The organism is Candidatus Kosakonia sp. 282A-S69, assembly GCF_029433855.1.
Classification (GTDB): domain Bacteria; phylum Pseudomonadota; class Gammaproteobacteria; order Enterobacterales; family Enterobacteriaceae; genus Kosakonia; species Kosakonia cowanii_A.
Map to the genome: position 1 here is coordinate 521851 of NZ_JAROAU010000003.1, position 23228 is coordinate 545078.

The following is a 23228-nucleotide window of genomic DNA, read 5'->3' on the forward strand; positions in this document are numbered from 1 at the left end:
TATGTCTGAAGAAAAGATCGGCCAACACTACCTTGCCGCGCTGCATGAGAAATTCCCCGGCGTGGTGCTGGAGAGTGCGTGGCAGACGAAGGATCAGCTGACCCTGACCGTCAAAACCAACTATTTGCCGGAAGTGGTTGAGTTCCTCTACTACCAGCAGGGCGGCTGGCTGTCGGTACTGTTTGGCAACGATGAGCGCAAGCTCAACGGTCACTTCGCTGTTTACTACGTGCTGTCGATGGAGCAGGGCGTGAAGTGCTGGATCACGGTGCGCGTCGAGGTGGATGCCCTGAAACCGGAGTATCCATCGGTCACGCCGCGCGTGCCGGCGGCGGTGTGGGGTGAGCGCGAAGTGCGCGATATGTATGGGCTCATCCCGGTAGGCCTGCCGGATGAGCGCCGTCTGGTGCTGCCCGACGACTGGCCGGATGAACTCTATCCGCTGCGTAAAGACAGCATGGATTACCGCCAGCGCCCCGCACCGACCACTGACGCGGAAACCTACGAGTTCATTAACGAACTGGGCGATAAGAAGAACAATGTGGTGCCGATTGGTCCGCTGCATGTCACCTCCGACGAACCGGGCCATTTCCGCCTGTTTGTCGATGGCGAGACCATTATCGACGCCGACTACCGCATGTTCTATGTCCACCGCGGGATGGAAAAGCTGGCAGAAACCCGCATGGGTTATAACGAAGTGACCTTCCTGTCGGATCGCGTTTGCGGGATTTGCGGCTTCGCCCACAGTACGGCGTACACCACCTCGGTGGAGAACGCGATGGGCATTGTGGTGCCGGAGCGCGCGCAGATGATCCGCGCCATTTTGCTTGAGGTTGAGCGCCTGCACTCCAACCTGCTCAACCTCGGCCTGGCCTGCCACTTTGTCGGCTTCGACTCTGGCTTTATGCAGTTCTTCCGCGTGCGTGAAACCTCAATGAAGATGGCGGAGATCCTGACCGGGGCGCGTAAAACCTACGGCCTGAACCTGATTGGCGGCATCCGTCGTGACATGCTTAAAGATGAGATGATCCAGACCCGCCAGCTGGCGCAGCAGATGCGCCGCGATGTGCAGGAGCTGGTCGATATGTTGTTAAGCACGCCCAACATTGAGCAGCGCACGGTCGGTATTGGCCGCCTTGACCCGCAAATTGCCCGCGACTTCAGTAACGTCGGCCCGATGGTGCGTGCCAGTGGGCACGCCCGCGATACCCGCGCCGATCACCCCTTTGTCGGCTATGGCCTGCTGCCAATGACCGTCCACACTGAGCAGGGCTGTGATGTGATTTCACGCCTGAAAGTGCGTATCAATGAAGTCTTTACCGCCCTGAACATGATTGATTTCGGTCTCGATAACCTGCCCGGCGGCCCGCTGATGGTGGAGGGCTTTACCTATATTCCGCACCGCTTTGCTCTCGGCTTTTCTGAAGCGCCACGCGGGGATGATATCCACTGGAGCATGACCGGCGACAACCAGAAGCTCTACCGCTGGCGCTGCCGTGCGGCGACTTACGCCAACTGGCCAACCCTGCGCTACATGCTGCGCGGGAATAGTGTCTCTGACGCACCGCTGATTATCGGCAGCCTCGATCCCTGCTACTCCTGCACCGACCGCATGACGGTGGTGGATGTGCGTAAGAAAAAGAGCCAGGTGGTGCCGTACAAAGAGCTGGAGCGCTACAGCATTGAGCGTAAGCACTCGCCGCTGAAATAGAAGGAGCGTTGCAAGCCATGTTTACCTTTATCAAAAAAGTGATCAAAACCGGCGCCCCGACCAGCAGTTATCCGCTGTCGCCGATGCCGGTTGATAAAAATTTTCGCGGTAAGCCGCAGCACAACCCGCAGCAGTGCATCGGCTGCGCGGCGTGCGTCAATGCCTGCCCCTCCAATGCGCTGACGGTGGAGACCGACCTCGCCACCGGCGAGCAGGCCTGGCAGTTTAATCTCGGACGCTGCATCTTCTGCGCCCGCTGCGAAGAGGTCTGCCCGACGGCGGCGATTACTCTGTCGCAGGAGTATGAGCTGGCAGTGTGGAACAAGGCCGACTTTTTGCAACAGTCGCGCTTTGAGCTCTGCCAGTGTCGTGAATGCGCGCGCCCCTTTGCCGTGCAGAAAGAGATCGATTACGCCATCGCGCTGCTGGCGCACAATGGCGATACCCACGCCGAAGCGCACCGCGCAAGCTTTGAAACCTGCCCCGCCTGCAAACGCCAGCAGTGCCTGGTACCAACCGACCGTATTGAATTGACCCGCCATATGAGAGAGGCCAGCTAATGAGCCAGCTTATTGGACCGCGCGACGCACAGGGCATTCCGCTGCCATTGACGGTGGAGGAGTCCATCGCCAGCATGAAAACCTCGTTGTTGAAGAAGATCAAACGCTCAGCCTACGTGTACCGCGTCGATTGCGGCGGCTGCAACGGCTGTGAAATCGAAATTTTCGCTACTCTTTCGCCGCTGTTCGACGCCGAACGTTTCGGTATCAAGGTAGTGCCGTCGCCGCGTCACGCGGATATTTTGCTCTTTACCGGCGCGGTGACGCGTGCGATGCGCTCCCCGGCGTTACGCGCCTGGCAATCGGCACCGGATCCGAAGATCTGCATCTCCTACGGCGCCTGCGGTAACAGCGGGGGGATCTTCCACGATCTCTACTGTGTCTGGGGTGGTACGGACAAGATCGTGCCGGTGGATGTCTATATTCCTGGCTGCCCGCCGACGCCCGCCGCTACGCTGTATGGCTTTGCTATGGCGCTTGGGCTGCTGGAGCAGAAAATTCACGCCCGTCTTCCCGGCGAGCAGGACGATCAGCCAGCAGAGATCCTTCACCCGCAGATGGTGCAGCCGCTGCGGGTCAAAGTGGATCGCACCGCGCGCCGGCTGGCGGGTTACCGCTATGGCCGCCAGATCGCTGATGACTACCTGCGCCTGCGTACCCTTGGCGAGCATGAGGTAATGAACTGGCTGGCGCAGGAGAACGATCCGCGCCTGACGGAGATTGTCAGCCACCTTAACCAGGTGGTGCAGGAGGCGAAAATCTGATGGGCGAAACGGTGGTCTTTAGTCAGCTGCGGCGCAAATTTATCGACGAAAATGAGGCGACGCCGCCGCAGGCGCAGCAGGTGGTCTACTACAGTCTGGCTATTGGTCACCATCTTGGGGTGATCGACTGTCTGGAGGCGGCGCTCACCTGCTCGTGGGAGGAGTACCTGGCGTGGATCGCCACTCTCGACGCGGGCAGCGAAGCGCGGCGAAAAATGGAAGGGGTGCCGCGCTACGGCGAAATCGTCATCGACACGAATCATGTGATGCTGCTGGCCAACGCCTTTGACCGCGCGCTGGCGCAGCAAAGCGCCACGCAGCAGGCGTGGAGCCATGCGCTACTGTCGATGCTGCATGATATTTACCAGGAGAGCGCCATCTATCTGATGGTCAGGAGGTTACGTGACTGACGTTTTACTCTGTGTCGGCAATAGCATGATGGGCGACGATGGCGCAGGTCCGCTGCTGGCGGAGATGTGTGCCGCTAAGCCTGCGGGGGAGTGGCTGGTGATTGATGGCGGCAGCGCGCCGGAGAATGATGTCGCCGCGATCCGTGATTTGCGCCCGACGCGGCTGCTGCTGGTCGACGCGACGGATATGGGGCTTAACCCCGGCGAAATCCGCGTGGTTAACCCGGATGACATCGCCGACATGTTTATGATGACCACCCACAATATGCCGCTCAACTACCTGATCGATCAGCTGAAAGAGGATGTCGGTGAGGTGATTTTTCTCGGCATTCAGCCTGATATCGTAGGCTTTTGCTACCCGATGACGCCGCCAGTGAAGGCGGCGGTAGAGACCATTTATCAGCGGCTGGATGGCTGGCAAGGGCAGGCCGGTTTCGATCCCCTTTGATTAACGGCGACGTTTTTCCGCGTACATCACTTTGCCGCTCTCCTCCAGCATGTCGCGCAGGGTGGTGTACTTCTCATCCTGTTCAATTACGCCGTGAGAGTAGTTGATGTGGTAGTTTTTAGCGCCGTTTGCCTCCAGCGCGTCCATTCGCGTTTGCAGATCGAAGAGGAAGGCATCGACATCATGCCCGGCGCTATTACTGAGCAGCACCGCAAACTCCCCGCCGCCCATGCGCGCGGCGATATCCTGCTCCTGCAGGCATTTCGTCAGCGTGCTGGCAAAGGTTTTCACCACCGCATCCCCCTCTTTACTGCCCAATACTTCGTTGATCGATTTCAGGTTGTCGAGGCTGAAATAGAGCAGGCTGAAGGGCGTGTTGTGCTCTTTTGACCAGTTGAAGCGCTTCTCGCCGGAGCGGTAAAAGCCGCGGCTGTTGGGCATGCCGGTCAGTGAATCGGTCATCGCCATGCTGAGAATCAAAAACTCATCTTCGACAATGGCGGCGAAATCGAGCAGGGTGTTGATCTCCGCGCTGGAGAAGGGGCGCGGATAGGTATCGATAATGCAGATGGTACCGGCAATCGCGCCATCCGGAAGGCGCACCGGGCAGCCGGCGTAAAAACGCACCCACGGTTCGCCGGTAACAAAGGGGTTATCGGCAAAGCGCGGATCCATCTGGGTGTCTTTCACAATAAAGACACCCTCTTCAAGAATGGCGTGGGCGCAGAAAGAGAGGTTGCGCGGGGTTTCATGAGTATCAATACCGCCGCGTGACAGCAGCCACTGTCGATCGCGGTCGAGCAGGCTAATCACCGCAATTGGCACATCGAAGGTGGTTTTCGCCATGCGGGTTAAGCGATCGAAGCGCTCGTCATCTTTTTTATCAAGCAGATCCATCATGTATAGAGAGTGCAGACGCTCTCTTTCGTTGACTGGCATAGCCGGAAAAATCATATGACATCCTCGATAAGGCCTGTTTTCTCAAGTGTAGACATTTCTTGTAACGATTGCGTTATATATCCAAGGCTTGAGGCACGGCTTTACCCTTCGCACAAAAGGTACATTGCCGCCTTCAGACGCGCCGCCTACAATCGACTGACTTAACACACAGGAGCAATGCTATGTCTGAACTTTCGCTTACTTATCGTCTGGGCGACAACGAAGTGGGTCGTCTGGGTTACGGTGCAATGCAGCTCGCAGGCCCTGGCGTGTTTGGCCCGCCGGCCGACGAGGCGCGCGCCCTGCAGGTGCTGCGCGATGCGGTGGCCGCCGGGGTTACGCATATTGATACCAGTGATTTTTACGGCCCGCACGTTACCAATAAGTTGATTAAGCAGGCGCTGCATCCCTACCCGGACAACCTGACGATTGTCACCAAAGTTGGCGCGCGCCGCGATGAAAAAGCCAACTGGCTGCCCGCTTTTAGCGATGAAGAGCTGACCCGCGCGGTTGAAGATAACCTGCGTAATCTCGCGCTGGATGTGCTGGATGTGGTGAACCTGCGCGCGATGTTCAGCGCTCACGGCCCGGCAGAAGGGTCGCTGGAGGCGCCGCTTGAGACCTTAATCAAGCTCAAAGATCGCGGGCTGATTCGCCATATTGGTCTGAGTAATGTGACGGCAAAACAGGTGGCGGACGCGCAGAAGATGACGCCCATCGCCTGCGTGCAGAACCTCTATAACGTGGCAAACCGCCAGGATGACGCGCTGATTGATACGCTGAATGAGCAGGGCATCGCCTTTGTGCCGTTCTTCCCGCTTGGCGGTTTTTCGCCGCTGCAATCAAGCGAACTCAATGCAGTGGCGGCAGAGCTTGATGCAACGCCAATGCAGGTGGCGCTGGCGTGGTTGTTACAGCGTTCGCCCAATATTTTGCTGATCCCGGGGACCTCCTCTCCGCAGCATCTGCAGGAGAACCTCGTCAGCGCTAAGCTGGTATTACCGCGCGAGGCGCTGGAGACGTTAAACAGCATCGGCGCGTAGCGCGCCGGGTATTGCCGGATGGCGGCTGACGCTTTATCCGGCCTACAAAAGATATCTGGCTGACAAAAGACTCAACCATTACCCCACCTTCACCACCGACTCGCGGCACACCAGCTCGCCCTGATGGGCGCGCGGGGGCGTCTCATCCGGCAACAAGAGGATCGCCACCGCGTGGCGGATCATCTCATCCATCGGCACATGCAGGGTGGTGAGCGCCGGGTTGTAATATTTGCCAATCACCGAGTCATCGAACCCCGCGAGGGAGAGATCCTCCGGCAGGCGCAGCCCGGCCTCCTGACACGCTTTCGCCACGCCAATCGCCATATCGTCATTCGCGGCCAGCACACAGCTGAATGACACATTGCGCGCCAGCAGCTCACGCCCGGCTTCATAACCGCTGTCGGTGCTCCAGCTTCCCCGCACCAGCAACTGCGGGTCCGGCTCAATGCCGGCGTGACGCAGCGCCTGGTGATACCCCGCCAGACGGCTGTCGCCGGTGGGTGAACCCTCGGAACCGGCGACAAAGGCAATACGCCGATGCCCCTGCGCCAGCAGATACGCCACCATCCTTTCGCTGCTCTGCTGGTGGTCAACAAACACGCACTGGCTGCGGTTGCGGGTCAGCTCGCGGTTAATCACCACAATTGGCGTCTGGCTGGTATCGATAATCTCATCCAGCTCGTCGACCGTCAGGTATTTCGGGTAGATGAGGATCGCTTCACAGCGCAGCGACAGCAGCAGGTCGATGGCGTCGCGCTCCTCTTGTGCGCTGTGTTTTCCATCCGCCAGCACCAGCTGCCGACCGTGCATTTCACTGTCGGTCGCCGCATGGTAAATCATGCTGGAGAAGAACGGGCCGTTATAGAGCCCGTTAGTGATCACCAGTCCGACGGAGTTGGTTTTATTATTGGCAAGGTTGCGCGCCAGTTGGTTTGGCTTGTAACCCGTTTCGTCAATCGCCTGCATAATGCGGGCTTTGACCTCTTCGCGGACAAAGACTTTGCCGTTCAGCGCACGCGATACCGTCGCTTTGGAGACGCCTGCCAGCCGTGCGACATCCAGTATCGTTACCATTCTTCATCCTCGCTCGTGTTATCTCTCTTGTCAGGCCAGTGACATCAGCGGCGCTCCCGCCGTGACGGCACCTTGTGACTGGTGGCGGGTAAGCGTGAACTCATCGCTGTTCACCACCAGCACCGGCGTTGTTAAATCATACCCGGCCTGCTCAATTTTCGCCTTATCGAATGCCAGCAGAGGTGTGCCTGCGATCACCCGGTCACCCTCTTTAACCAGCGGCGTAAAGTATTGTCCCTGTAAATTAACGGTATTCAGGCCAACATGGATCAGTAATTCTGCCCCATTGTCACAAATCAGGCCGATAGCGTGATGAGAGTCAATTAATGTCGCGACCTGCGCATCGCACGGCGCGACCACTTTTCCCTCAGCGGGCACAATCGCGATGCCATCGCCCAGCACTTTGCCAGCAAAGGCTTCATCTTTCACGCTCTCCAGCGCAATCACTTCGCCTTTGATCGGGCTGAGCATTTGCAGTGTACCGACGGTGACCGTCGCGGGTTTCTGCTCTGCGGGCCTCTCTTCAACGGGATCGTCAAAACCAACAAACTGCACCATCACCACGGTGAGCACAATGGCCGTTGCGGCACCGGCCAGTTCACCGATAAAGGACATCGGCGCATCGGGGCTGATGGCGTTCACCAGCGTAAAGAGACCCGGCAGCGCGGCATAGGCATAATAGAGGCTGCCAAACAGGCTGGCGACCACCGCGCCGATGGCACCGCCAATACAGCCGCAGATAAAGGGCTTTTTAAAGCGCAACGTAACGCCGTAAATCGCCGGTTCGGTAATGCCGAAAATGGCGGTGACGCCCGCCGAAAGCGAGGTGGCTTTCAGCTGTTTGTTACGGCTTTTGATAAACACGCCGAAGACCGCCGCCATCTGGCCAATCACCGCGATGGTCTGGTAGGCCTGGAAGGAGTCATACCCCTGGGTGTCGAAGTTGGCCATGATCACCGGCGTAATGCCCCAGTGAACGCCAAAAATCACAATCACCTGCCAGACGCCGCCAATAATCGCAGCCGCCAGCGCTGGTGCAGCGTGGAACAGGGCGTTATAGCCATTTGCCACACCGATCGCCGCCCAGCTGGTCAGCGGCCCAATCACAATCAGCGTCAGCGGCACAATCACCACAAAGCAAATAAGCGGCGTAAAGAGAGGGCTTATCACCTCCGGCAGCCATTTTTCCACGCGGCGTTCAAACCACGACAGCGCCCAGACGAGGAACAGCGGCGGCAGCACCGAGGAGGTATAGACCGTTTCCGCCAGCGGGAAGAAGAGGAACTTCACGTCGTTACCGGCGGCGATTTTGCCCGCCAGCGCCGTCCACTCCGGGTTTATCAGCGCACAGCAGCAGAGCACGGCAATAAACGGGTTGCACTTAAAGTGGCGGGCGGCGGTGATGGCAATAAACACCGGCAGAAAGGCGAAGGGCGTCCAGGACATAAAGTTGAGCACCGCAAAGGTGCCGGTGGACTTGATATCCGCATCCGCAAGGCCGAGCAGGATCAGCAAACCCTGCAAAATCCCGGCGGCGGCAAGAATATAGACGATGGGGGCAAACACCGCCGACATGGTTGCGATCACCGCATCGAGCCAGCGCGTTTTCACTGGCGGTGCGTCATCGCCGCGCTCTTTCACCATGCCGCTCAGGGCGTTGAATACATCGGCGACGTGGGTGCCAATCACCACCTGGAACTGACCGCCGCTCTCAACGACCGCAATCACGCCGGGCAGGCTCTGGACATTGCTTTTTGCAGTGGCGGGCGTTTCATTGAGGACGAGGCGCAGTCGGGTGGCGCAGCGGGAGAAGTTGCTGATGTTCTCTTCACCGCCGACCTCCCGCAGGATATCGCTCGCTAACTTATTGTAATCCCTGATAACGGCCATTTTTATTTACCTTTTATTATCGGAAACTGAGTAGGTGTAACTGGGTGAAACCGGTTTCATGCTAGCCTGGTGAGGCCCGGCTGCAACCGGTTTCAGGGAAAATTGCGAGCCAAATCACTCCGAAAAAAGAGGCGCTGCGGCGACATTTCGTTGCCGGGCGAAGCATCGCACCGCGTGCTGCATAACACTGGCGAGACGAAACAGTGGAGGGAGTAACCTATGATTGCAGTGTTATTTGAAGCGGATATTGCCCACGGCGAGCAGCCGCGCTATTTGCAGCTTGCCGCAGAGCTTAAGCCGCAGCTGGCGGAGATTGACGGTTTTATCGACATTGAGCGCTTTCAGAGCCTGAGCAGGGAGGGGAAGATGTTATCCCTCTCCTGGTGGCGGGATGAGGCGGCGGTGATCGCCTGGAAGCAAAACGTTCTGCACCAGGCTGCGCAGGCGGAAGGGCAGCGCACCATCTTTTCGTTTTACCGCATTCGCGTCGCACAGGTGCTGCGCGACTACGCCTCGACCGACAGGAGAGCCTGATATGTACGATCTTCATGTTGTGCTGGATAACGCGCCCGGTGCGCTGGCGGCGCTTGGCGAAACGCTGGGTCGCAATGGCGTTGGTCTGGAGGGGGGCGGCGTGTTTAGCGTGAACGCGCAGTGTCATGCTCACTTTCTGGTTGAAGAGGGCGCGCGCGCAGGGCAACTGCTGAAGGCGGCAGGCTTTACGGTGCAGAGCATCAGAAAGCCGCTTATCCGTAAGCTAAAGCAGGAGAGGCCGGGCGAGCTGGGTGAGATTGCGCGCGCGCTGGCAAAAGCGGGGATCAACATTGAGGTGCAGTACAGCGATCACGATAATCGCTTGATCCTGCTCACCGATAATGATCCACTGGCGCACGAAGTGACACAACATTGGGACGTTTCAAAAGCATGAGTTTACCTGCCGACAATTCACCGCCAGCGCTGGAGAGCGCGCTTGCCGCTATCGCCAGCGCCATGGCAGAACCGTCACGCGCGCGGATGCTCTGCGCGCTGATGGATGGGCGGGCGTGGACCGCAACGGAGCTGTGTGCGGTGGCTGATATTGCCGCCTCAACGGCCAGCGCGCACTTAGGCAAGCTGCTGAGCAGCGGGCTACTGGTGTGCGTCTCGCAGGGGCGGCATCGCTACTACCGGCTGGCGGGTCACGATGTCGCCGGGCTGCTGGAAAATATGATGGGGGTCTCGATGCGCGGCGCAAAAACGCCCGTCATCCGCACGCCGCCGGCGCTACGTCGGGCGCGTACCTGTTACGACCACCTTGCCGGTGAGATCGCCGTCGGCATTTACAGCGTGATGCAGCGAGAGGGGTGGATCACCGATGCGGGTGATGCGATCACCGACACCGGCAGGCGCGAGCTTGCCAGGCTCGGCGTGGTGCTCGACCCGCATACCCGACGCAAACCCTGTAGCGCCTGCCTCGACTGGAGCGAGCGCCGCTTTCATCTCGGCGGCGATGCCGGTGCCGCGCTGCTGATCGCCTGCGAACAGCGCGGCTGGTTACAGCGCACGCCGGGTTACCGCGAAGTGACAATTACCGCAGAGGGAACGAGCGCACTGTTCAGGGTGTTTGGTATAAAAACCGCAAAGTAGAGTAATAATGTGATTGAACGAATAGTTAATTTAAGTGACCAGTAGTGACCATCGTTATTGGAGCAAGTGTTTGGCTCTATAAAGACTCTGTACCAGGATTAAGCCCTTGAAAAAGGTTCCATAGTGATTAATAAGGACGTGATGATGGCTACTAAAAAATTTTTTTTCACCAATCGCTGACTTAAGGATTGAAGGTATAGGAATCCCCATGCCAGCTATTCTGTTAATTTGAACGTTAGCGACGAAAATATTTCTGGGGGCAAAAAAATTAGTGTCTCTGCGACCGGGAAAAGTAATGCAGCAAAAGCAGTGGGGACAGGGAATCTATTGTTTTGGTGTAAGGTGAGAAACAATGTTGATGGTAAAACCTATGTGCTCGAGAGGAAACGAGGCGAACATTGGGCTGTAGGTGTCGATGATGTCGTTATAGGGAATACATCATTTTTTATTCCTGATGCAGCAAGCAGAAACGCGGCCTTAGAAATCGAAGCAGGTTACTTTTATGATTCTGGGTATACTGGCACAGTACCGCCGATTCCAGCCAGCTTAAAGCGAGTCATAAACCTAACAGCTTTTCAAGGATAAGATATGAACGTAAAAAAGATAATCCTTTTCGTCCTTTTTTCTATTTTCAGCTTGAGCGTTAGAGCTGTTAGTAACTATAAGGATGAACCTACACAGCAAGCCTCTGAGCTGGTGAAAAAGTACACGCTGTCAGAGGATGCGGATAAACCTGCCGTGTTAGAGGATTTCGACAAGCTCGCGCGCAAAAATCCTGAAAATGTGAATGTTATTCGCAGTTATACCAGCCTGCTTGCTTCCAGAGGAGACTATCAGAAATCACTCAATTATCTTGAGCCTGTTAACAGAGCCAACGCTAATCCCTCATTATTGTTGCAAGAGTGCATGCTCAAAGAGCGTTTGGGTAAAAAAGAGGATACGTGCTATCAACGTGTAATCAGCGAATCGGAAAACAATCATATTGAAAATATGGATTATCTGATGGCGCTATTTTTTACCAACGACGATAAGTTTCCGACGGTTAAGCAGCGTTTATTAACAAAAAATCCGGCGCTAAGCGATGATTTCACGCTCTTCTCGCAGGATAAACGCAGTGTACTGATGGCGATTTATCCGTAAGGGAATAAATATGAGCCCAGCCGCTGGGCTCAAAATCAGTTATCGCTAAATATTTCTGTAATACCGTTATTATCCCGAACGGCAAAGCCTATAGAGAATATGCGTGAAGAGGGAATTATCAGTTTCTTTCTTTTTTCGGCTGAATCGAGATAGACGGTGAAGTTATAGGCGTGTCCTTTTTCAAACTTATAGCCATAAGTCGGCATGCAACTATCAAAGGTGGCAGCTATATCGTTGATATCATATTTTTCAAGCGTATTTTGCGGATTCCCGACTTCTGAGATTTTGACAATCACCACCTGTTCATCGCCTTCAGGTTGAACAAGAACACAAACATTATCAGCGTTAGTAACAGCCTTTGCCCGTAGCTGTGGAGGCTGTGGATTTTGATGGCAAGCTGCAAGCGACAATACTAACAGGCTAACTAACACCATTTTTTTCATCAGCAATTACCTTTGGTTTAAAAAGTGTGAAAGAGCATATTCGTATTCTGGCAGGAGAGTCTTATGTGTTACACCTCTGAAATTTATAAGGCGTACGTTTTTAATCCATTTGGAATACCCTAATTTTCGAAGCAACCAATAGTCAGCAATGATGGATGCTTGTTGCTCCATCGTGTAGTGATGAAGCAACCTCTTACCGTCAAGGCGGTACGTGTAATCAGCAACTCCGCTAAAAAGGCCGCTCAACCTTACCCACATACCTTTCTGGTGCTGCCAGACATGAGCCATTTCATGTATGAAAGTATGCTGAGATTCATCATTTCCTCGCGAGAAGTCCGATAAATATCTCTCTTTTCGAAACCACAACTCCCCATTTGGGGCCATAGCATAAGCCGGATGCTGTAATCCAAATGGAAAGTAACTGTCACAATGTACTTTTACGTCGTTATAAAAAATTGAATTGCCATATATAGAGCGTGCCAGCACAGCTTCCCCACATGTTAACGCTCTTTCAAAGCCTTCCCTGGTTTCCATCTTTATGCTCCCTGTTTTCCCTAAACACCAGGATAAGACCACCATTTGTAGGGGAAAAGCCAGAGTCAACATCTCAAAGTATCCGAAGAAAAATATTAATTTCGAACGATACTGCCAGTCCACGGGAAGGTATTCCTGATAAAGGAGGTTTTGCACCGTAAGCCAGCTAAAACATTACTTTGTGAGGCGGATTAAGGCCGCTTTTAGGGGGGGATAGTGGGCATCGCGGTTGCAGCGATGATCGGCGCTGTAGCCTGGTATTTTGGCAAGGATTACCCTATCAGCCACAAGATAAAAAAGAGCCGTTCTCTACCGAGGCGCGCATTGCCACCTTCTTCCCCAAAAGCCGAATAACTTCAGCAAGGTCGATATTGTGATGACTACGCCTTCGAAGCGAACAGCCAGACCTGGAGCAATAAAAATCAAACGCTACCATCAACCCGGCCAATCCTGGCGCTCACCACATCGGCAAAGCGGTTCAGGTGATCTCTTACCGTGGCGGCCCCAGTTCTAACCGTCTCGATCGCCGCCCTCCGCGCATAAAGCCATAGTTCTCCGGGACGGATAGGGCGTTAGCCGCCATCCGGCAGTACCGCCGATTGATGCCTGATGGCGCTGCGCTTATCAGGCCTACACAACCCGAACCGTTTGTAAGGCAGGGCCGTCATCCGGCACATCCCCCCCTTACGCGTGCTCCGTTATCGCCTGCGCGGCGCAGATCAGCGCCAGGTGGCTTAACCCCTGCGGCAGGTTGCCGCTCCATTTTCCGGTGCGCACGTCGAACATCTCGTTGAAGGTTTCGACGTTGCCTTTATCGCAGATGCACTTGAGGATCTCCTCCATCGCGGTTTTGGCGCACGCGATCTCACCCATTGCCGCCCAGGCTTCCGCCAGCCAGAACGAACAGGCGACGAAGGTGTTCTCCTCCTCCCGCACGCCGCTGTAGCGGTAGGTCATGGCGCAGCCGTCGCCCAGCTCGTCGCGGATGACGCGGTAGGTGGATAACATACGCTGCGGGTTGACGCGGTTGCCATAGCGGTGCATCAGCGCCAGTGACGCGTCGAGGCGATCCTCGCTTTGCGGATAAAATAGGTAGGCCTGTTTGCTCTCTGACCAGCAGTGCTCCTCAACCCAGTCACGAATGCGGTCGCGCTCGCGCTCCCAGCGACCCACCCAGGTCGGTTCAATATGCTTCTCGCGTGCCATCTCTACCGCGCGGTCGAGCGCCAGCCAGCAGGCCATTTTGGAGTGGGTATAGTGCTGATGCTCAGGCAGTTCCCAGATTCCGCAATCCTTTTGCCGCCAGTGATCGGCGCAGCAGTTCGCCAGCTCGCCCAGTAAACGCGAGGTACGTAAATCCAGCACATGCCCGGCGTTAACAAACAGCTGCGCCGTTGCCAGCATGTCGCCATACATACTCAGCTGTAATTGATCGCGGGCGTTATTGCCGACGCGCACCGGGCGCGAATCTTTGTAGCCACGCAGCGGTGGATAAGTCTCGGCGGGCACCGCTTCGCCCTCGAGCGTATAGCAGGCGTGCAGCCGCACACCGTGGCGAATAATGGTTTTTGATAACCAAGAGAAGGCGGCTTTACACTCCTCCAGTGCGCCGAGAAAGGCGAAGGCTTTGATGATCAGGCAGGCATCGCGCACCCAGGCATAGCGGTAGTCATAATTTTTCTCTTTGCCGATCCCTTCCGGGATCGAGGTGGTTGCCGCCGCGGCAAGCGCACCGGTCGGTGAGTACCAGAGAAACTTCAGCGCCAGCGCCGAGCGCCCGACATGATCCTGATACGCTCCGCGGTAGCTGAGGCTTTGTGACCAGTCGACCCACGCGGCATGGCTGGTCTCGATCCGCTCATCAATCGCCGCCAGATCCGGCACCGCCAGCGGCTCCTTCTCCGTCACCAGCAGCGCCACCAGCGTGCGGCTCTCAGGCGACGTCGTAAAGGTGCCGTGGATCTGCTCATCATCGATATCGATGAGCGCCACATCCTCGCTGGTGCGCAGCATCGCCATCAGATCGGCGATATGGTAGACGTTGCCATGCGCGGTTTCGTTAAGCCACGGCGAGCAGCTTTCCGCCCGTGTACCAAAGCGCAGGGAGAGCGTCATCGTCACGCGCCCCTCAACCCCTTCAATGCGCCGCGCCAGCTCGCTCCACGGCAGACGGCCCGCCAGCGTACTGTTAATCGATTCGGTAATGAGCACTTTGCCGCTGTCGGTGGTGAAGGTGGTTTCCAGCACGTTGCTGTCATCGCGATAGCGCCGCGTCACGCGGTAGGGCGCATCCGGCTCAAGCTGAAAAAAACCGCCGATGCCCGGATCGAGCAGGCGGTCGAATAGCGGTGCAGAATCAAGATTGGGCGCGCACCACCAGTCAATCGAGCCATCCGGCGCAATCAGCGCGACGGAACGACCTTCGCCGATGGCCGCGTAGTCGCCCACTTCGACAAAGCCATTTTCCCGCACGGGAGAAGTGTATTGCGCGTTCTTCACGGTCTGTTGTGTCCTGTTGAGAGGAGGGGAGAAGCGGACGTGGCCGCCGGGCGGCGACCACGAGATGCAGGATTGGGGCAATCCTTACAACGTACCGGTACCCCCATCGGAACACCACACCTGGCCGGAGCTGTAGCTGCTTTCCGGCGATGCCATAGTCACATACAGCGGTGCGATCTCAACCGGCTGGCCGGGGCGTTTCAGCGGTGCGCTGGCACCAAACTGCTGCACTTTCTCCTGCGGCTGGCCGCCACTCGACTGTAGCGGCGTCCAGTAAGGACCCGGCGCGACAGCGTTGACGCGAATGCCTTTCTCACCCAGCTGCTGCGCCAGCGATTTGGTAAAGGCGACAATCGACGCTTTGGTCTGCGCGTAATCAAGCAGGATTGGGCTTGGCTGATACGCCTGCACCGAGGAGGTGTTGATGATGCTCGCCCCTTCCGGCAGGTGTTTCACCGCCGCTTTGGTGATCCAGAACATCGCGTAAACGTTGGTCTTAAAGGTGGCGTCGAAATCTTCCGTCGACAGGGTGAGGATCGATTCGTTGAACTGCTGGCGACCAGCGTTGTTAACCAGAATATCCAGCCCGCCAAGACCCTGGACGGCGTTCTCTACCAGCTGCTGGCAGAAGGCTTCGGAGCGGATATCGCCCGGAATGGCAATGGCTTTGCGGCCTTCCGCTTCAATCAGTTTGATCACTTCTGCCGCATCGGACTCCTCTTCCGGCAGATAGTTAATCGCCACGTCGGCCCCTTCACGGGCATAGGCGATGGCGACAGCGCGACCAATACCCGAGTCACCCCCGGTGATCAGCGCTTTACGTCCGGTCAAACGGCCAGAACCGCGATAGCTGGTTTCGCCATGATCCGGCACCGGAATCATCTTGCTGGCCAGGCCAGGTGGCGTTTGCGGTTGCTCGGCAAAAGGAGGGGTCGGGTAGTGCGGCGCTAAAGGTTGTTTAGTGTTTTGCTCTGCCATGCTTGCTCCTTAAACGTGATATAGACACGTGTTAAAGCCTGGCATAGATGTGAGCGTTGTCACGTTACGGGCAGGAAAACCAGGAATATGTGAAATAAAACGGCAGCGAAAAGGGGGTCTTCGCTGCCGTCAGGATCAGTCGAGATCCGCGCCGTTGCTGGCGATCACCTTCTTATACCACCAGAAGGATTTCTTGCGGCTGCGCGCCAGCGTGCCGTTGCCCTGGTCGTCGCGGTCGACATAGACAAAGCCGTAGCGTTTGCTCATCTCGCCGGTGGAGGCCGCCACCAGATCGATGCAGCCCCAGCTGGTGTACCCTATCACCGGAATGCCATCTTCAATCGCATCGCCCATCGCGCGGATATGCTCACGCAGGTAGCTGATGCGGTAATCATCATGGATCTCGCCGTTTGCATCGACCTCATCTTTCGCCCCCAGCCCGTTCTCTACTAAAAAGAGCGGTTTCTGATAGCGGTCATACATCATGTTCATGGTGATGCGCAGGCCAAGCGGATCGATGCCCCAGCCCCATTCGCTCACCTCAACATGCGGGTTGCGCAGAGATTTGACGATATTCGCCGCGCTGGTGTTGGCCGCGTTCATCTCTGCCGAGGCGCAGCGCGAGGCGTAGTAGCTGAAGGAGACAAAATCGACGGTGTTTTTCAGGATGGCATCATCGCCATCCTCTTTAACAATCTGCACCCCCTTCTCACGGAATACGCGGGCGGAGTAGGCCGGGTAGCTGCCGCGCGCCTGCACATCGATAAAGAAGAGGTTTTCACGATCTTTCTCCAGCGCCGTCCAGACATCGGCTGGTTTGCAGGAGTAGGGGTAGAAGTTACCGCCCGCCAGCATGCAGCCCACCTGGTTTTGCGGGTTCACTTCATGGGCGATTTTAGTCGCCAGCGCGCTGGCGATCAGCTCATGATGCGCGGCCTGGTACTTCACCTGATCCTGGTTTTCGCCCTCTTCAAACACCAGCCCCGCCCCGGAGAAGGGGCTGTGCAGCATGATGTTGATTTCGTTGAAGGTGAGCCAGTACTTCACCAGCCCGTCGAAGGCTTCAAAACAGGTGCGGGCATAGCGGGTGAAAAACTCCACCATCTTGCGATTACGCCAGGAGCCATACTCCGTTACCAGGTGCATCGGCACATCAAAGTGGCACAGCGTCACCAGCGGTTCGATATTGTACTTTTTGCACTCCGCAAACACCGCGCGATAGAAAGCGATTCCCTCTTCATTCGGCGTTAATTCGTCACCTTTCGGGTAGAGACGGCTCCAGGCAATCGAGGTGCGGAACACCGTAAAGCCCATCTCCGCCATCAGGGCGATATCCTCTTTGTAGCGATGGTAAAAATCGATCGCCTCATGGCTGGGATAGTACTCATCGTCGCGCAGGGCAAAACGCTTCTCCTGCCCCAGTTTTACCGCCAGACGGTTCGCGCCGTGCGGGATCATATCAACGGTGGTCAGCCCTTTGCCGCCCTCCAGATATCCCCCTTCCGACTGGTTGGCGGCCAGTGCGCCGCCCCATAAAAATCCTTGCGGAAAAACAGCCATGCGTTACCTCGCTCTATTAATCAGGCTTGTGCTTCTTTTACATTTACCGGCTGTGCCGTCGGTGCGTTTTTCTCCGCTTCGACCGGAATATCCTCAAAGCCGAGCAGCAGCGTCAGCACAAACGACAGCACGACCGCCAGCGCCATCACACCAAACACCCAGACAATGGTCATCGGGTTGGCCGGATCGAAGAACTGCACGCTGGTAAATAGTCCCGGTGCCGCCATCGAGTGGCTGGCAAGCCCGGCGATACCGGCCACCGCGCCGCAGATAAAGCCGCTAATCAGGCTTGCGATGAGCGGGCGTTTCAGACGAACCGCCACGCCATAGAGCGCCGGTTCTGAGATGCCGGCGAGGATCGCCGAGGCCGCCGCCGCCATCGCCGTCTGGCGCAATTCCGGGTTTTTCGTTTTCCACGCCACCGCCAGCGATGAGCCGCCAAGCGACAGGTTGGCGCCGATTTCCGACGGCATCACCATCCCCTCTTTACCCGTCTCGGCAATGGTCTGAATGATTGTGGGCGTAAAGACGCGATGCATACCGGTCATCACCAGCAGCGGCCACAGCGCGCCCATAATGGCAACGGAGAGCCAGCCGAGATAGCCGTGAATGGTGTAGACCAGCGCGGAGATGGCGCTGCCAATCCAGATGCCGAGCGGGCCAATCAGCACAATCGCCAGCGGCGCGGCAATCAGCACAATCAGCATCGGCTTGAGGAAGTTTTTCGTCACCGCCGGGGTGATGCGATCGACCCAGCGTTCAATATAGGAGAGGCACCAGGTCATCACCAGCGCCGGGATCACCGTGTAGGTATATTTCACCGCGGTAACCGGGATCAGCGCGAACTCGACGTGCTCGCCCTGCGCCGCTTTGGCCATCAGTTCAATAAAGCTCGGGTGTACCAGCACACCGGCAATGGCGATCGCCAGCGACATGTTGGTTTTGAATTTCACCGCTGCCGAAGCCGCAACCATCAGCGGCAGGAAGAAGAAGGCACCGTCGCCAATCACCGTCAGGATCGTCAGAGTGGAGGAGCCTTTGGGCAGCGCGCCGGACATCTCCAGCACCATCGCCAGCAGCTTCACCATCGACCCGCCGATAATTGCCGGGATGAGCGGTGACATGGTGCCAATCAGCGCATCGAGAATGCCTGCGCCGATGCGGCGCAAGGTGAGTTTTTGTTTGGTCTGCGTCTCGACGGGCTGCATATTCTGCGGCAGCAGGCTCACCACTTCACGAAACGCCTGCGAAACCGTGTTACCGATAATCACCTGGCACTGGTTGTCGTTGTGTACCACGCCCATCACGCCGCTTGTGCTTTTCAGCGTGGCGCTGTCGATGCGCGTTGCATCTTTCACCACGAAGCGCAGGCGCGTCATGCAGTGCGTTACGGCGGCAATGTTATCGACACCGCCCAGCGCATCCACCACCGAGTGGGCAAGCGCCGCATAGTTCTTAGCCATTGTTTTTTATCCTGTTTAATCAATAGGGTAATGACTTATCGCACGCCCAGGCGGCGATGAAACATGAAATAGGTAACCGGTTCCACAAAATCATGATGAGTTTATGCGGGTGAAACAAGATCTAAAAATAACCACTTTTCCAAAGCGTGATAGAGATCACCGGATAAACAGAAATGTGCGCTATTTGCCGGATGGTTAACTGTTTCAATACGCCGCGTGGCTGAAGTACACTTCGCCACAGGACATTTGCAGGAGCAGGACAGATGGCGACAATGCAGGAGGTGGCTAAGCGGGCAGGGGTGTCAAAAGCCACGGTTTCACGCGTATTGACGGGCAAAGGCTACGTCAGCGAAGAGACAAAAAACCGCGTCTTTCAGGCGATCAGCGAAAGCGGCTACCGGCCAAACTTACTGGCGCGCAGCCTTGCCAGTAGCAGCACCCAGACGCTGGGCTTAGTGGTCACTAACACCCTATATCACGGTGTCTACTTCAGCGAACTGCTCTCCCACACAGCGCGCATGACGGAAGACAAAGGGCGTCAGCTACTGCTGGCGGATGGCAAACACAGCGCCGAAGAGGAGCGCCAGGCGATCCAGTATCTGCTCGATCTGCGCTGCGACGCCGTCATCATCTACCCGCGTTTTCTCAGCGTTGACGAGCTGGATGCCATTATCGACAGCCACTCGCAGCCGATTGTGGTGCTCAACCGCCGCCTGCGAAAAAATCTCAGCCACTGCGTCTTTTGCGATCAGCACGCCGCCAGCCAGCAGGCGGTCTCCGCGCTGATTGCGCGCGGTCACCGCGATATTGCACTGATCACCGGCTCGCTGGATTCGCCCACCGGTATTGAGCGTTTATCGGGCTACAAAGATGCGCTGCAACAGCAGGGCATCGCGGTGCGTAACGAGCTGATCGTCGAAGGGAAATGGACTCCGCAGAGCGGCGCGCTCGGCGTGCGTGAACTGCTGGATCGCAAGGTCTCTTTCAGCGCGCTGGTAGCGAGCAACGATGATATGGCGGTGGGAGCTATCAAGCAGCTGCATGACAGCGGCATCGCCATACCCGGCCAGGTTTCAGTCGTGGGGTTTGATGATATCGCCATGGCGCCCTTCACCGTGCCGGCGCTCTCCAGCGTCAAGATTCCGGTCACCGGCATGATCAAAGAGACCATCAACCGCCTGATCTTTATGCTCGATGGCGGCGACTTTACTCTGCAATCCACCTTCCCTGGCGAGCTGATCCTGCGCGACTCCATCACCACAGGCCCCTGCGCCTGATGTGTCTGCCGTCATCGACACTTCTGTCGATGACAGCGCTGCGCTTCTACTAACATCATTAAATTCAGCCACTTAAAAAGTGGCACACTTTATGAATACTTCAGCGGGACAAGGCTCTCAGCTGGAGAAAATGATGAACCGATTTATTATGGCCGACGCCGCAAAATGCATTGGCTGCCGTACCTGCGAGGTGGCCTGCGTGGTCTCCCATCAGGCGGATCGCGACTGCGCGGCGCTCACCCCGGAAACTTTCCTGCCGCGTATTCACGTGGTGAAAGGCGTCAATGTGTCGACGGCGACCATGTGTCGTCAATGCGAAGACGCGCCCTGTGCCAATGTCTGTCCGAACGGCGCGATCCGCCGCGATGAAGGTTTTGTGCATGTGATGCAGGAGCGCTGCATCGGGTGTAAAACCTGCGTGGTTGCCTGCCCCTATGGCGCGATGGAGGTGGTCGTGCGGCCGGTTATTCGCCACAGCGGTGCGGGCCTCAATGTGCGGGCGGAAAAAGCCGAAGCCAATAAGTGCGATCTCTGCCACCACAGCGAGAGCGGCCCGGCCTGCATTCAGGCCTGCCCGACCAAGGCGCTGGTCTGCATCGATCGTAATGTGCTGGAGCAGATGAGCGCGGAAAAACGGCGTCGCGCCGCGCTCGACAGCTCTCTCTCCCTGACGTTCTAACCCCTTTACTTTCACTTTTAACAGGTCTGTTACTGATGAAGAAGATCACAAGTGTTTGCCCATACTGCGGCGCGGGCTGCAAGCTGAAACTGGTTGTTGATAATGGAAAAATCATCCGCGCGGAAGCGGCCGACGGCCATACCAACCAGAATGAACTCTGCCTGAAAGGCTACTACGGTTGGGATTTCCTCAACGACACCAAACTGCTTACTCCGCGCCTGACGCAACCGATGATCCGCTACCAAAAAGGGGGCAAGCTCACGCCGGTCAGCTGGGATGAGGCAATCCGCTATACCGCTAAACGACTGAGTGAGATCAAAGCCCAGTTCGGCCCGCGCGCCATTATGACCACCGGTTCATCACGCGGGACGGGGAACGAAACCAACTATGTGATGCAGAAGTTCGCCCGTGGCGTGCTCAATACCAACAATGTCGACTGCTGCGCCCGCGTCTGCCACGGCCCTTCTGTTGCCGGGTTGCAGGAGACCCTTGGCAATGGCGCGATGAGCAACTCCATCAGTGATATTGAAAACTCGCGCTGTCTGCTGATATTTGGCTACAACTGCGCCGATTCACACCCTATCGTGGCGCGAAGAGTGATTAAAGCGCGGCAAAATGGCGCGAAAATTATCGTCTGCGACCCACGTCGGATCGAGACGGCGCGTATCGCTGACCAGCACCTGCAACTGAAAAACGGCTGCAATATGGCGCTGGTCAACGCTTTTGGTTACGTGCTGCTTGAAGAGGAGCTGTATGACAAAGATTATGTCGCCAGCTTCACCACCGGGCTGGATGCCTACCGGGAGACGGTGAAAGAGTACGCCCCGGAAGCGGTGGAACATCTTACCGGCGTGCCGGCAAAACAGGTGCGCCAGGCGATGCGCACCTTTGCCGCTGCCCCCTCTGCCACCATTATGTGGGGCATGGGCGTAACGCAGTTTGGTCAGGCGGTGGATGTGGTAAAAGGGCTCTCCAGCCTTGCGCTCCTCACCGGCAACCTCGGTCGCGAACATGTCGGCGTTGGCCCGGTACGCGGGCAGAACAACGTGCAGGGCGCCTGCGATATGGGCGTCATCCCGAACCAGTTCCCCGGTTATCAGGATGTGGTTGACCCGCAGGTACGGGCGAAATTCGCCGAGGCCTGGGTGATCGATCCGGCAGTGATGGATGATCAGGTGGGTGTGCGCATTACCGAAGTGCCGCACCTGGCGCTGGAGGGCAAAGTGAAAGCCTACTACATCATGGGTGAAGATCCACTGCAGACCGAAGCGGACTTAGGCCTGGTGCGTAAAGGCTTTGATGCCCTCGACTTTATCGTGGTGCAGGACATCTTTATGACCAAAACCGCCGAGCAGGCAGACGTGCTGCTGCCCGCCACCTCATGGGGTGAGCATGGCGGTGTCTTTACCTGCGCCGACCGCGGCTTCCAGCGTTTCGAAAAAGCGATTGAGCCAACCTATAACGTCAAGCGTGACTGGGAAATTATCAGCCTGATCGCCACCGAAATGGGTTACCCGATGCACTACGACAACAATCAGCAGATTTGGGATGAACTGCGCGCACTCTGCCCGCTCTTTTATGGCGTCACCTACGAGAAGATGGGCAATATGGGGCATGTTCAGTGGCCGTGCCCGACGCTCGATCACCCCGGCACGCCTTACCTCTACCACGACAATAAGTTCGATACGCCGGATGGTAAAGGCCACCTCTTCGCCGCGCCGTGGCGCGCGCCCGCCGAGCGGCCGGACAGCGAATTCCCGCTGGTGCTCTGCACCGTGCGTGAAGTGGGGCACTACTCCTGCCGCTCAATGACCGGCAACTGCGCGGCGCTGCAAACCCTCGCCGATGAGCCGGGCTTTGTGCAGATTAACCCGCAGGATGCCGGGGCGCTGGGCATCCGTGACCGTCAACTGGTGTGGGTGGAGTCGCGTCGCGGGAAGGTGATCACCCGCGCGGATGTCAGCGAGCGCATTAACCCGGGCAGCGTCTATATGACCTACCAGTGGTGGATTGGCGCCTGTAACGAGTTGACGCAGGATAATCTGGATCCGATATCGAAAACGCCGGAGACCAAATATTGCGCGGTACGGGTGAGTGCGATCAACGATCAGTCCTGGGCCGAAGCGTACACTCAGCGCACCTATCAACAGATGAAGACGCGCCTGCGCGATGCGGCGCTGCAGTGATGAT

23 protein-coding genes are annotated in these 23228 nt (G+C 57.0%); 14 read left to right on the plus strand and 9 right to left on the minus strand.

Annotated elements, in window-relative coordinates; all coding sequences use genetic code 11:
• Nucleotide 1: 1 nt before the first annotated feature.
• Genes hycE through hycI form a run of 5 tightly spaced genes read left to right on the plus strand, consistent with a single transcriptional unit; the run spans nucleotide 2 to nucleotide 3893 of the window.
• Nucleotides 2–1711 (plus strand): formate hydrogenlyase subunit HycE, encoded by a 1710-nt coding sequence (hycE, locus tag PU683_RS08130; RefSeq protein ID WP_277171026.1) that lies wholly within the window; start codon nucleotides 2–4, stop codon nucleotides 1709–1711.
• Between the two features lie 17 nt (nucleotides 1712–1728).
• The gene (locus PU683_RS08135) at nucleotides 1729–2271 is read left to right on the plus strand and encodes a formate hydrogenlyase complex iron-sulfur subunit (protein ID WP_277171027.1); all 543 of its coding nucleotides are present in this window, start codon (nucleotides 1729–1731) and stop codon (nucleotides 2269–2271) included.
• Nucleotides 2271–3035, plus strand: a complete 765-nt coding sequence (locus PU683_RS08140) for an NADH-quinone oxidoreductase subunit B family protein (RefSeq protein WP_277171028.1) — start codon at nucleotides 2271–2273, stop codon at nucleotides 3033–3035. The genes PU683_RS08135 and PU683_RS08140 overlap by 1 nt, the downstream gene beginning before the upstream one ends.
• Complete coding sequence (locus tag PU683_RS08145) at nucleotides 3035–3445, plus strand: formate hydrogenlyase maturation HycH family protein (protein ID WP_277171029.1); 411 nt, start codon at nucleotides 3035–3037, stop codon at nucleotides 3443–3445. Before PU683_RS08140 ends, PU683_RS08145 begins: the two co-directional genes overlap by 1 nt.
• Nucleotides 3438–3893 (plus strand): hydrogenase maturation peptidase HycI, encoded by a 456-nt coding sequence (hycI, locus tag PU683_RS08150; RefSeq protein WP_277171030.1) that lies wholly within the window; start codon nucleotides 3438–3440, stop codon nucleotides 3891–3893. Before PU683_RS08145 ends, hycI begins: the two co-directional genes overlap by 8 nt.
• On the opposite strand, the gene PU683_RS08155 is transcribed toward hycI, so the two are convergent.
• A complete protein-coding gene (locus tag PU683_RS08155) occupies nucleotides 3894–4847 on the minus strand; it encodes a GGDEF domain-containing protein (RefSeq protein ID WP_277171031.1) in 954 nt (317 codons plus the stop codon).
• 167 nt (nucleotides 4848–5014) lie between these two features.
• Between PU683_RS08155 and PU683_RS08160 the strand changes: the two genes are divergently transcribed.
• On the plus strand, nucleotides 5015–5875 hold the full coding sequence (locus PU683_RS08160; RefSeq protein WP_277171032.1) for an aldo/keto reductase family oxidoreductase: 861 nt from the start codon (nucleotides 5015–5017) through the stop codon (nucleotides 5873–5875).
• A gap of 78 nt (nucleotides 5876–5953) precedes the next feature.
• Here PU683_RS08160 and PU683_RS08165 read toward each other — a convergent pair whose 3' ends face one another.
• Together PU683_RS08165 and PU683_RS08170 are read right to left on the minus strand one after the other, a co-directional pair.
• Nucleotides 5954–6949, minus strand: a complete 996-nt coding sequence (locus PU683_RS08165) for a LacI family DNA-binding transcriptional regulator (RefSeq protein ID WP_277171033.1) — start codon at nucleotides 6947–6949, stop codon at nucleotides 5954–5956.
• A 30-nt stretch (nucleotides 6950–6979) separates the two neighbouring features.
• Nucleotides 6980–8839, minus strand: coding sequence for a beta-glucoside-specific PTS transporter subunit IIABC (locus PU683_RS08170; RefSeq protein ID WP_277171034.1), 1860 nt, complete (start codon nucleotides 8837–8839; stop codon nucleotides 6980–6982).
• 219 nt (nucleotides 8840–9058) lie between these two features.
• On the opposite strand from PU683_RS08170, the gene PU683_RS08175 reads away from it, so the two are divergent.
• From PU683_RS08175 to PU683_RS08195, 5 genes are all read left to right on the plus strand, one after another.
• On the plus strand, nucleotides 9059–9373 hold the full coding sequence (locus PU683_RS08175; protein WP_277171035.1) for an antibiotic biosynthesis monooxygenase family protein: 315 nt from the start codon (nucleotides 9059–9061) through the stop codon (nucleotides 9371–9373).
• A gap of 1 nt (nucleotide 9374) precedes the next feature.
• Nucleotides 9375–9767, plus strand: a complete 393-nt coding sequence (locus tag PU683_RS08180; protein ID WP_277171036.1) for an amino acid-binding protein — start codon at nucleotides 9375–9377, stop codon at nucleotides 9765–9767.
• A complete protein-coding gene (locus PU683_RS08185) occupies nucleotides 9764–10465 on the plus strand; it encodes an ArsR/SmtB family transcription factor (protein ID WP_277171037.1) in 702 nt (233 codons plus the stop codon). The genes PU683_RS08180 and PU683_RS08185 overlap by 4 nt, the downstream gene beginning before the upstream one ends.
• Nucleotides 10466–10693: 228 nt before the next feature.
• A complete protein-coding gene (locus PU683_RS08190) occupies nucleotides 10694–11050 on the plus strand; it encodes a hypothetical protein (RefSeq protein ID WP_277171038.1) in 357 nt (118 codons plus the stop codon).
• Between the two features lie 3 nt (nucleotides 11051–11053).
• Nucleotides 11054–11605: a tetratricopeptide repeat protein gene (locus PU683_RS08195; RefSeq protein WP_277171039.1), complete on the plus strand. Its 552-nt coding sequence runs from the start codon at nucleotides 11054–11056 to the stop codon at nucleotides 11603–11605.
• A 35-nt stretch (nucleotides 11606–11640) separates the two neighbouring features.
• On the opposite strand, the gene PU683_RS08200 is transcribed toward PU683_RS08195, so the two are convergent.
• From PU683_RS08200 to ascF, 6 genes are all read right to left on the minus strand, one after another.
• Nucleotides 11641–12048 (minus strand): putative T6SS immunity periplasmic lipoprotein, encoded by a 408-nt coding sequence (locus tag PU683_RS08200; RefSeq protein ID WP_277171040.1) that lies wholly within the window; start codon nucleotides 12046–12048, stop codon nucleotides 11641–11643.
• A 6-nt stretch (nucleotides 12049–12054) separates the two neighbouring features.
• A complete protein-coding gene (locus PU683_RS08205; RefSeq protein ID WP_277171041.1) occupies nucleotides 12055–12582 on the minus strand; it encodes a type IV secretion protein Rhs in 528 nt (175 codons plus the stop codon).
• Between the two features lie 684 nt (nucleotides 12583–13266).
• Nucleotides 13267–15081: a glycoside hydrolase family 15 protein gene (locus tag PU683_RS08210; RefSeq protein WP_277171042.1), complete on the minus strand. Its 1815-nt coding sequence runs from the start codon at nucleotides 15079–15081 to the stop codon at nucleotides 13267–13269.
• A gap of 84 nt (nucleotides 15082–15165) precedes the next feature.
• Entirely contained in the window at nucleotides 15166–16059 is an 894-nt protein-coding gene (locus PU683_RS08215) for an SDR family oxidoreductase (RefSeq protein ID WP_277171043.1), read from the minus strand.
• 135 nt (nucleotides 16060–16194) lie between these two features.
• The gene (locus PU683_RS08220) at nucleotides 16195–17619 is read right to left on the minus strand and encodes a 6-phospho-beta-glucosidase (protein ID WP_277171044.1); all 1425 of its coding nucleotides are present in this window, start codon (nucleotides 17617–17619) and stop codon (nucleotides 16195–16197) included.
• A 20-nt stretch (nucleotides 17620–17639) separates the two neighbouring features.
• Nucleotides 17640–19082 carry a PTS cellobiose/arbutin/salicin transporter subunit IIBC gene (gene ascF, locus PU683_RS08225; RefSeq protein ID WP_277171045.1) on the minus strand — a complete coding sequence of 481 codons (1443 nt, stop codon included), beginning with the start codon at nucleotides 19080–19082 and terminating at the stop codon, nucleotides 17640–17642.
• Nucleotides 19083–19345: 263 nt separating this feature from the next.
• Here ascF and PU683_RS08230 point away from each other — a divergent pair, with 263 nt between their 5' ends.
• The 3 genes from PU683_RS08230 to fdhF all read left to right on the plus strand — a co-directional run bounded on the left by PU683_RS08230 (nucleotide 19346) and on the right by fdhF (nucleotide 23224).
• Nucleotides 19346–20359, plus strand: a complete 1014-nt coding sequence (locus tag PU683_RS08230; protein ID WP_277171046.1) for a LacI family DNA-binding transcriptional regulator — start codon at nucleotides 19346–19348, stop codon at nucleotides 20357–20359.
• Nucleotides 20360–20492: 133 nt separating this feature from the next.
• Nucleotides 20493–21038, plus strand: a complete 546-nt coding sequence (gene hydN, locus PU683_RS08235) for an electron transport protein HydN (RefSeq protein WP_277174238.1) — start codon at nucleotides 20493–20495, stop codon at nucleotides 21036–21038.
• Nucleotides 21039–21073: 35 nt separating this feature from the next.
• A complete protein-coding gene (gene fdhF, locus PU683_RS08240) occupies nucleotides 21074–23224 on the plus strand; it encodes a formate dehydrogenase subunit alpha (RefSeq protein WP_277171047.1) in 2151 nt (716 codons plus the stop codon).
• The last annotated feature ends 4 nt before the right edge of the window (nucleotides 23225–23228 follow it).

Coding starts and splice junctions, on each gene's coding strand:
- PU683_RS08175 (WP_277171035.1), top strand. CDS start 9,059: ATGATTGCAGTGTTATTTGAAGCGGATATTGCCCACGGCGAGCAGCCG.
- PU683_RS08215 (WP_277171043.1), bottom strand. CDS start 16,059: ATGGCAGAGCAAAACACTAAACAACCTTTAGCGCCGCACTACCCGACC.
- fdhF (WP_277171047.1), top strand. CDS start 21,074: ATGAAGAAGATCACAAGTGTTTGCCCATACTGCGGCGCGGGCTGCAAG.
- PU683_RS08230 (WP_277171046.1), top strand. CDS start 19,346: ATGGCGACAATGCAGGAGGTGGCTAAGCGGGCAGGGGTGTCAAAAGCC.
- PU683_RS08140 (WP_277171028.1), top strand. CDS start 2,271: ATGAGCCAGCTTATTGGACCGCGCGACGCACAGGGCATTCCGCTGCCA.
- hycE (WP_277171026.1), top strand. CDS start 2: ATGTCTGAAGAAAAGATCGGCCAACACTACCTTGCCGCGCTGCATGAG.
- PU683_RS08200 (WP_277171040.1), bottom strand. CDS start 12,048: ATGAAAAAAATGGTGTTAGTTAGCCTGTTAGTATTGTCGCTTGCAGCT.
- PU683_RS08220 (WP_277171044.1), bottom strand. CDS start 17,619: ATGGCTGTTTTTCCGCAAGGATTTTTATGGGGCGGCGCACTGGCCGCC.
- PU683_RS08165 (WP_277171033.1), bottom strand. CDS start 6,949: ATGGTAACGATACTGGATGTCGCACGGCTGGCAGGCGTCTCCAAAGCG.
- PU683_RS08195 (WP_277171039.1), top strand. CDS start 11,054: ATGAACGTAAAAAAGATAATCCTTTTCGTCCTTTTTTCTATTTTCAGC.
- PU683_RS08185 (WP_277171037.1), top strand. CDS start 9,764: ATGAGTTTACCTGCCGACAATTCACCGCCAGCGCTGGAGAGCGCGCTT.
- PU683_RS08170 (WP_277171034.1), bottom strand. CDS start 8,839: ATGGCCGTTATCAGGGATTACAATAAGTTAGCGAGCGATATCCTGCGG.
- ascF (WP_277171045.1), bottom strand. CDS start 19,082: ATGGCTAAGAACTATGCGGCGCTTGCCCACTCGGTGGTGGATGCGCTG.
- PU683_RS08205 (WP_277171041.1), bottom strand. CDS start 12,582: ATGGAAACCAGGGAAGGCTTTGAAAGAGCGTTAACATGTGGGGAAGCT.
- PU683_RS08135 (WP_277171027.1), top strand. CDS start 1,729: ATGTTTACCTTTATCAAAAAAGTGATCAAAACCGGCGCCCCGACCAGC.
- PU683_RS08180 (WP_277171036.1), top strand. CDS start 9,375: ATGTACGATCTTCATGTTGTGCTGGATAACGCGCCCGGTGCGCTGGCG.
- hydN (WP_277174238.1), top strand. CDS start 20,493: ATGAACCGATTTATTATGGCCGACGCCGCAAAATGCATTGGCTGCCGT.
- PU683_RS08160 (WP_277171032.1), top strand. CDS start 5,015: ATGTCTGAACTTTCGCTTACTTATCGTCTGGGCGACAACGAAGTGGGT.
- PU683_RS08145 (WP_277171029.1), top strand. CDS start 3,035: ATGGGCGAAACGGTGGTCTTTAGTCAGCTGCGGCGCAAATTTATCGAC.
- PU683_RS08155 (WP_277171031.1), bottom strand. CDS start 4,847: ATGATTTTTCCGGCTATGCCAGTCAACGAAAGAGAGCGTCTGCACTCT.